Origin of the sequence: Haloarcula sp. CGMCC 1.2071, from assembly GCF_037078445.1 — an archaeon.
GTDB classification, from domain to species: Archaea; Halobacteriota; Halobacteria; order Halobacteriales; family Haloarculaceae; genus Haloarcula; species Haloarcula amylolytica.
The window spans coordinates 204,661-211,738 of sequence record NZ_JAYMGY010000005.1; the positions used below are offsets into that span (position 1 = coordinate 204,661).

5 protein-coding genes are annotated in these 7,078 nt (G+C 51.5%); 1 reads left to right on the forward strand and 4 read right to left on the reverse strand.

The window, feature by feature from the left end:
* Nucleotides 1-7 precede the first annotated feature (7 nt).
* The 4 genes from VI234_RS12525 to aglF all read right to left on the reverse strand — a co-directional run bounded on the left by VI234_RS12525 (nt 8) and on the right by aglF (nt 5,865).
* Nucleotides 8-1,513, reverse strand: a complete 1,506-nt coding sequence (locus tag VI234_RS12525; protein WP_336330190.1) for a lipopolysaccharide biosynthesis protein — start codon at nt 1,511-1,513, stop codon at nt 8-10.
* A gap of 238 nt (nt 1,514-1,751) precedes the next feature.
* The gene (locus tag VI234_RS12530) at nt 1,752-2,888 is read right to left on the reverse strand and encodes a Gfo/Idh/MocA family protein (RefSeq protein ID WP_336330191.1); all 1,137 of its coding nucleotides are present in this window, start codon (nt 2,886-2,888) and stop codon (nt 1,752-1,754) included.
* A gap of 796 nt (nt 2,889-3,684) precedes the next feature.
* Nucleotides 3,685-4,491: a glycosyltransferase family 2 protein gene (locus tag VI234_RS12535; RefSeq protein WP_336330192.1), complete on the reverse strand. Its 807-nt coding sequence runs from the start codon at nt 4,489-4,491 to the stop codon at nt 3,685-3,687.
* 645 nt (nt 4,492-5,136) lie between these two features.
* The gene (gene aglF, locus VI234_RS12540) at nt 5,137-5,865 is read right to left on the reverse strand and encodes a UTP--glucose-1-phosphate uridylyltransferase AglF (RefSeq protein WP_336330193.1); all 729 of its coding nucleotides are present in this window, start codon (nt 5,863-5,865) and stop codon (nt 5,137-5,139) included.
* Nucleotides 5,866-6,740: 875 nt separating this feature from the next.
* Here aglF and VI234_RS12545 point away from each other — a divergent pair.
* Nucleotides 6,741-7,078: transposase-like zinc-binding domain-containing protein (locus VI234_RS12545; RefSeq protein ID WP_336330194.1), on the forward strand; the 338-nt coding region annotated here is incomplete at its 3' end.

A 7,078-nucleotide genomic window follows, 5' to 3' on the forward strand; every position in this document is an offset into this window, starting at 1 on the left:
ATTTCGATCACGCCAACGCATCGAATATTGATTCGAGGTTCTGCTTGACTTCCCAATTGAAACTAAACATGAGAGCCAGGGCCAGGGCCACATAGACTCCAATACCAACGAGGACCAACAGGATAAACTCCAATACCGGCGCATTGAGGGTCACCGTCTGATAGACGTAGGCCACTGCGACTGCCATCCCAAGACTCGCCACCAGTGGATACGATACCTCCTTGAGGACTCGAACCGGAGACGCTTCCACGGTCCGGGCGATAAGATAGATGTCGATCGGCATCATCGGGAAAATGTAGATACCCGTAATGAGAGCTGCAGTACCTTCGATTCCATACATCATCGTGACCGGATAGATGAATACAGCAATGAGGGCCACACGTACAGCAGTGAGTTTAGCGATATAGTCCGGTCGCCCGACTGCTTTCCAGACCGGTCCCATCGTCGCACCCATCGAACGCAACAGTCCGTAGATAGCCAACAACTGCATCACTGGTATCATCGGCTGCCATTCGGGGGTAAAAAACGCCTCGACAAACGCGGGTGCGACTGCCGCGATACCCATTGCCGCTGGGAACGAAGCCAATGTGGTCATTCTGAGCGTCTGGAAGTATCCGGACCGCAGCTTCTCGACGTCGTTCTGCACTTTCGAATACGCCGAGAACGTCACACTGGAGATTGTCTGTGTGATTTCGGTCGCCGGCGCGTTCGAGAGCCGGTAGGCGAGCTGGTAAAATCCCAGTGCACTTGCCATGAGCGCCCAGCCGACAAACGCGTCGTCTCCTCTACTGTACAGGAAATACAGGATTGAATTGGCCGTAACCCACTTTCCGAAACTGTAGCGCTTCTTCGCGACATCGATATCGAACGAAGGCCACGGACGGTACCCGTCTGCCAGATACGAGACGAGAAACCGGGCGGCGTCCCCGGCGATAAATCCGATTGCCAGTGCATAGACAGTTGGGTCATACAGAGCTATGCCTACGGTGACGACGAAGTATGCCACCGCGCCGCTGACCCTATACACGAACTCTTTGTGGAAATCTAGACTCTTCTGGAAATAGACGACAGCAGGGTTTCGTAACCCAACAATAAACGGTGAGAGGGCGATGACCCGAAATAGATCGGTCGCCGCAGGTTCGTTGAACAACGACGCAATAAACGGGGCCCCGAGGAACAGAATAACGGCAATTACAGTCCCTCTGACTGTCTCGATTGTCCAAGCAGTGTTGAGCTCGTCGTCGACGTTGTCCTCCTCGGCCTGTATCAGAGCGGACTTGATTCCCAACTCGGAGAACTTCTTGAGTGAAGAGAGCGTCAACAGCGCGATTCCCATCAACCCGACTGCACGCGGGGACAACAGTGAAGCAACGATGACTAGCAACAACAGTTCTAGTCCCCGTTCTGTGACGTTCATCACACCGACCCACACGCCACTCTTTACGGTTTGCTCCATCACGTCATCACTGGCCGGGAGCAGCCTCTTTATCAACCGTTTCAGTTTATCTAGCATCGCCGTTCGAACTCCCTGTTGCGTGTGTGACGAGCCACAACACTAGGCCGATTGACGGACACCAGTGTGTTCTTCCGACTCAGTACTCGATATTGCTGTGCCTGCATAGACTCTCCGTTGCTACATACTTCGGATACCATCTGTTTGTTATGGGCGGGGTAACTGTGACGCAGCCGCATTATCAGGGCGTATCTTGCCACTCAGTCTCAGTGTGCAACTGTTCGGGGTGTACTGGAATTTATCGATTGTCAGCAGTGAGTACTTGCCCGCTTTCGACCATCGATTCCAGCGGGTTGTCGTCGATTTCTAGTGGGAAATCGACTCGCCCACACCGCCGAGCTGACTCCCAGCACCCGAATATAAGCTCCGTTGCCTGCAGAGCATTGTCAGCTGAAAGTTCAGGTTCACGACCCGCGTCCAGTGCGTCGACGGTGTCCGCTATGGCACGGTCGATATAGGTTTCAGGTCTCGCGTTTTCTACAGTGGCTCCCGGTATACGAGCGCTGATCTTCTGTTTTGCAGCGTCGAATATTGTCTCGTTGGGACCATGTACGTCCTCTCCCCCAGTGTTGACCGTTGTCCAGTTTTTCCCGGTCCGGACCCGTAGCGGAACCTCACCACCTATTTCTATCATTCCGTCTGAGCCCAGCAACCGCATATGACAGTCGACAATGCCACCGTCCCCTGTCGATGCGAGCCCGTTGACACCGTTCGTATACCGCCATTGCGCGATGGCCTGATTCTCGTTGTGGGCCCCAAACTGCACGTTTTCCTCGCTGTATTCGATCCCAGCCATCACCCATTTCGACATCACTTGGTCAGTGAAGTACCCACAGAGGTCAAACAGGTGCGACCCGTAATCAAATAGATTTTTTCCACCGAGTTCGATTCGCTCTAACGAGCCTATTTTTCCGTTTTCAAGCAGCGACTTGGCCGTCCGGAACGGCTTTCCGAACCGTCGTTGGTGGTTGAACGTAAGCTGGATTCCGGCCCGCTTACAGGCCGATGCCATTTTCTGACAGTCCTCCCATCTCGTTGCCATCGGCTTTTCACAGTGGATCGCGTCCATTACCCCACTCTCAGCACACGTCATCACGACAGGTGCGTGGATATGGGGCGGAACGCAGACACTGACAATGTCGGGCTCGACAGCAGTGAGCATCTTCTCAGTGTCCGTGTAGACGTTTCCGTCCGGGAGGTTCCATTGTTCTCCGAAATTTCTCGCATTCTCAGGGACGACGTCGGCACAGGCGGTAAGTTCACACGAGTCTAACCGCCTGTACGCGCCTGCGTGCCTATATGCCATTGCGAACCCGTCGGTATCCGGGTCGTCCGGATCTGCACCAGTCCCAATGACTGCGACAGTGTAAGTCATCGATGGAAGGTGGGATAGTAGCCTCAATAGTAGTAACCTCGTACCGATTCATTCAGACAGTCCACGCTGACTGGCTGGTCTACCAATGCTACCGTGACAATATATCTGAAACTCTGGCCTCCTTCTATCAGAGAGGGTGTACGCAGCCATCTCGTGTAGTTTTAGAACACGCACAGTGTATTATATGACTCTTAACTACTGCGATCTTGGCGGATTCCAACCAGGACAATCAGACCACCAGCTAAGCATCTGTTCACTCGTGAACTGACCACGGTCGCTTCTTGATCGAATATATGAAGCCAGCTAAACCAGTTGGCGTTTAATCCCGGGATGCCCCTATTTGTATAGTAGCCGGGTCCCTGTCCAAATCATATGTGATCAATGATAGGATACGCTGCAGCATGGCTGCCGGTATGGCCTGTTTACTAAAACGGTCTCCGTCGTTGGATTCTTGATAACGATGGACCACATTCGTCGCCGACAAAGCGTAGCTACGGTCGCGAGAGGGACTATCTCACCGTACTGATGTCTTCAGATGAAGAGACTAGAACCGTGGAGTCGGAGCAGGCGACCCGACGGACCATTCTATCCCTTGTTGCGACTGGACTCTCGTTCGGAGTTGCAGTGCTTTTGAAGCGGGAGATATTGTATCGTGGGTACGGCGAAGATGGGTATGGTGAACAGGGGTTCGGCGAGTAACTAGTACGGCATATATCACGACTCTCTCTGAGGAAAGAGTTGGGCCAGCAGCTGCTAGTTTGCCTAAATTCAGAACACCGAAGAGACCCAGAGACAGTTAGTCTGACGGTCCCGCGGATTCCGAGGGTCGGTCAATATTAGGTACTTCGCCTCTGTCCTCTTCGTAGTGGGTGTGGTTGAGGAATCCTCGAATACGTCCAGCTGTCTTTGCAACAGTACTGCCCGCTTCTATAACGGTAGCTACCGGCGTTATTCTGACGTAATTCAGCGGGTCAAGTACCTCACAGAAAATATTCTTGAGTTGATCTGCTCGCGAGACGTTACATTTTGACCAGTAGTACGGACTCTTTGTTTCGAGCTTATACTGTTTCTTCCAGTATTCAGTAATAGACGACGCGTACGGATGGTCAACGATGAGTTCGGGATCGTACCGAATATCAAACTCGGCTCTAACTCGCCTGGCGAGTTCCTTTTCCTCGTGACCCCACCCCATCTGTTCGTCCCACCCACCGACCGCCTTGAACACGTCCCTGTGAACGCCCATGTTACAGCCCCAGAAGTGGTTGACGTAGCAAGGATCGTCCCCCCAGTCGTAATGGGTGGTGAAATGGCGAGCAAACACATCATTGACTGGGTGAATGGTTCGACCGGCGTATGCCGCCTCTGTTTCGAGGAGTTCATCCGCTTTTTGAAGATATTCTGGGCGAGGTCGGGAATCATCATCCAGAAATACGATCTTGTCGGTTGTGGCTTGTTTGATCCCCTCATTTCGGGCTCTAGTCACAGGGCTCTCATCACACACGATAACCTCAAAGTCGTCGAACGCGTGCTCTTTGAGGCACTGTATTGCTTCAATCTCATCCCGCGGCTTCAATGTCGCGATAACAACGCTGACCGATACCATTAATTCTTCTATGAAGTAGAACTCCCCTTCAAGACATTAGTATAGGCATCCTGTCATTAGTAGGCAACGCATTCACCTGTCCTACCCTGGCATGGTTGCAATGACTGCCTGTACCCACGATACAACTCCATAGATGAACACCACGAACCCACCCATGGAAACCCAGCGTAGTCGTTTGTGATTTTTTGGGCGGACACCGTCTGGGTTACTGAGTTCGACCGCAAACAGAAAGCCTGCGTAGCTGAGCAGGTAATACAACAACGGGTTCCAACGGCCGATAAATATCATCCCCCCCAACGTCGCCGAGAGCCAGATGATGAAGACTCCCACGAACTGTCGAACCCATCCAGCGCACATAGCCAATCAATACATGGTCTTCCCGTTTTGTTATGCTACTACTAGCGCGTACTATTTGAAGGTGGTTTGGATCTCCTTACAGCGGCAGCCACCGTGTGGTAACTGCCGGCGCACAATCTCTGCCATAGAAAACTGGCAATGAAATGGACAGTATTTCGAAGCCAATGAAGTAACTGACGTTGGGATCCGCCATCAACTCACGATAAATTATATAGCTAACTGATAGGAACTCTCAGTGCCACATCGTCGTGATCCTAGTGGACAGATCTTTTGAGTGAACCTTCGATGTCAGGTTAGTGTAGCCGCTTCTTCTGAAAGGCGCTGTTCTGCAGTCTTCCTGTCTTCAGGATACCCAACGTCGACACGCCACCCGTTGAGACGAACAGCGTCGATCGTTCTTCCGCTGTCCATCAGTAAATCAATGGCATCGCTAAGTTCGTACTCGCCACGGTCAGAGGGCTGAACCAGACTACATGCTTTGAATATTGCTGGCGAAAACGTGTAAAAGCCGGTCATGACCAGGTTTGACGGAGGGTCGTCCGGCTTCTCAACTACATCGGTTATTTCACCATATTTATTCGTCACGCAAACGCCATATCTAGACGCTTCGTCTTCCGGAACCTCCTCTACCAGAAATGCGCAGTCGACACGCTGTTCTCGTTGTCGTTGTACGACTGTGTCGAGGTTTCCTCGAAACACATTATCTCCCAGCATCAACATAAAATCGTCCTCGATTTCCGGTTCGGCCTGTAACAAGGCGTGCGCTAGCCCAGCAGGTTCCTCCTGATGGACGTATGTTATCGGGACGCCGTTATACGAGTTTCCGTAATAGTCGATAATCTGCTCTTTTCGGTATCCGACGACGATAACAAACTCGTCTGCATCAAGTGAAACGAGCTCGTCAAGACAGTGGGTCAGAAGCGGTTTTTCGTCTACCTCAACTAACGCTTTCGGGAGGTCATCAGTCAGCGGCTGAAGTCGTGTGCCCTTCCCGGCCGCGAGAACTACTGCTTTCATCACTCACACGCTTTCCCAGATACCACATTGTAATGCTGCTACTAATCGGCCCTGTCATCGGTGGGTAAACCACTATTTTTTCCGCTGGTAACGTTGTTCAGCTATCGGCGTAGATCTCGAAGCGAATCCGAGTGGATAACGATGAACTCTTCTTCACCGAGTTGTGACTCATGCTCCGGCAAAAATATCAACTGTGAATCAGTCGAAGATTTGACAACAGTTAGTTCTTCCATCTCGTAGCCTAGGTCCGATTCCCAGTCTGGATCTGTCGGTACGTCTTCCCACTCCTCTGAGGACATCATTCAGCCGCCACTCCATTCAAATTTCCCGGTCTTGACAAATTCAATCGCTTGTGTGTAAACCGCGCACTCTGACCCTGGCCCCATAGCCCTACTCTTAGATTAAGACAATCTTTAAATTGTCTCTCTACTGCACTTACATCGAGCATATCTCGGAAAGGTGTAATTACTATATTAAAGATTGCGTCCTTATACCCAGCATCTACACATCATTTATACTCTATTTACTTACCAATCTATCCTACCGTCTCCCCCCAATAATACGGTGAAAACAGACTAATCTCCAATGGTAGGATAAAATTACTCCGACATTCGATGAACTAGACTGGGACATATCACTGTTTTGTGGCATAGCGCGGAGGAGCAGATGAACTGGGTACAGCCTTCGAATTTACTATCGGATCAAGTTCATTCGGAGATTTTTGAGTGTCCCCGTATCAGTGCCTCTCATATATCTGAAATCCATGTTATCTATGTTACTCTCTTCGCTCTTGCGTAGGAGATTGTTGATACTGCAGAGCGGTGGCTGTGGAGTCGAAGAGGACAAGGGCACCGCGTCAGCGGTGCCCGACACGAATGATTCCGCTAGATGTGTTTGGGTCGGAATCGATCGCAGCGGACCTGTTGGAGCAGGTTCGCTGGCGTGATGGTGTTACCTGTCCTCGCTGCCGTTCTGACCGGACGGTCAGAAACGGCAGCTACAGAGAGTTTCAACGGTATCTCTGTAAGAATTGCGACCGCACGTTCAACGACAAGACGGGCACAATTTTCGCTCACTCGAAGATTGAGCTCCGACGGTGGTTGTTCTCAATTTACGCGTTCCTCCGGTTTAACACGAGTCTTCGCCAACTACAGTGCGAGATCGAGGTGACACACAAAACCATGCACCGGCGCATCGAGCGCTTCGCCAGAGC

What these genes read in the sequence shown, in the direction of transcription:
- VI234_RS12525 (WP_336330190.1), bottom strand. Translation starts at nt 1,513, where the DNA reads ATGCTAGATAAACTGAAACGGTTGATAAAGAGGCTGCTCCCGGCCAGT.
- VI234_RS12530 (WP_336330191.1), bottom strand. Translation starts at nt 2,888, where the DNA reads ATGACTTACACTGTCGCAGTCATTGGGACTGGTGCAGATCCGGACGAC.
- VI234_RS12535 (WP_336330192.1), bottom strand. Translation starts at nt 4,491, where the DNA reads ATGGTATCGGTCAGCGTTGTTATCGCGACATTGAAGCCGCGGGATGAG.
- aglF (WP_336330193.1), bottom strand. Translation starts at nt 5,865, where the DNA reads ATGAAAGCAGTAGTTCTCGCGGCCGGGAAGGGCACACGACTTCAGCCG.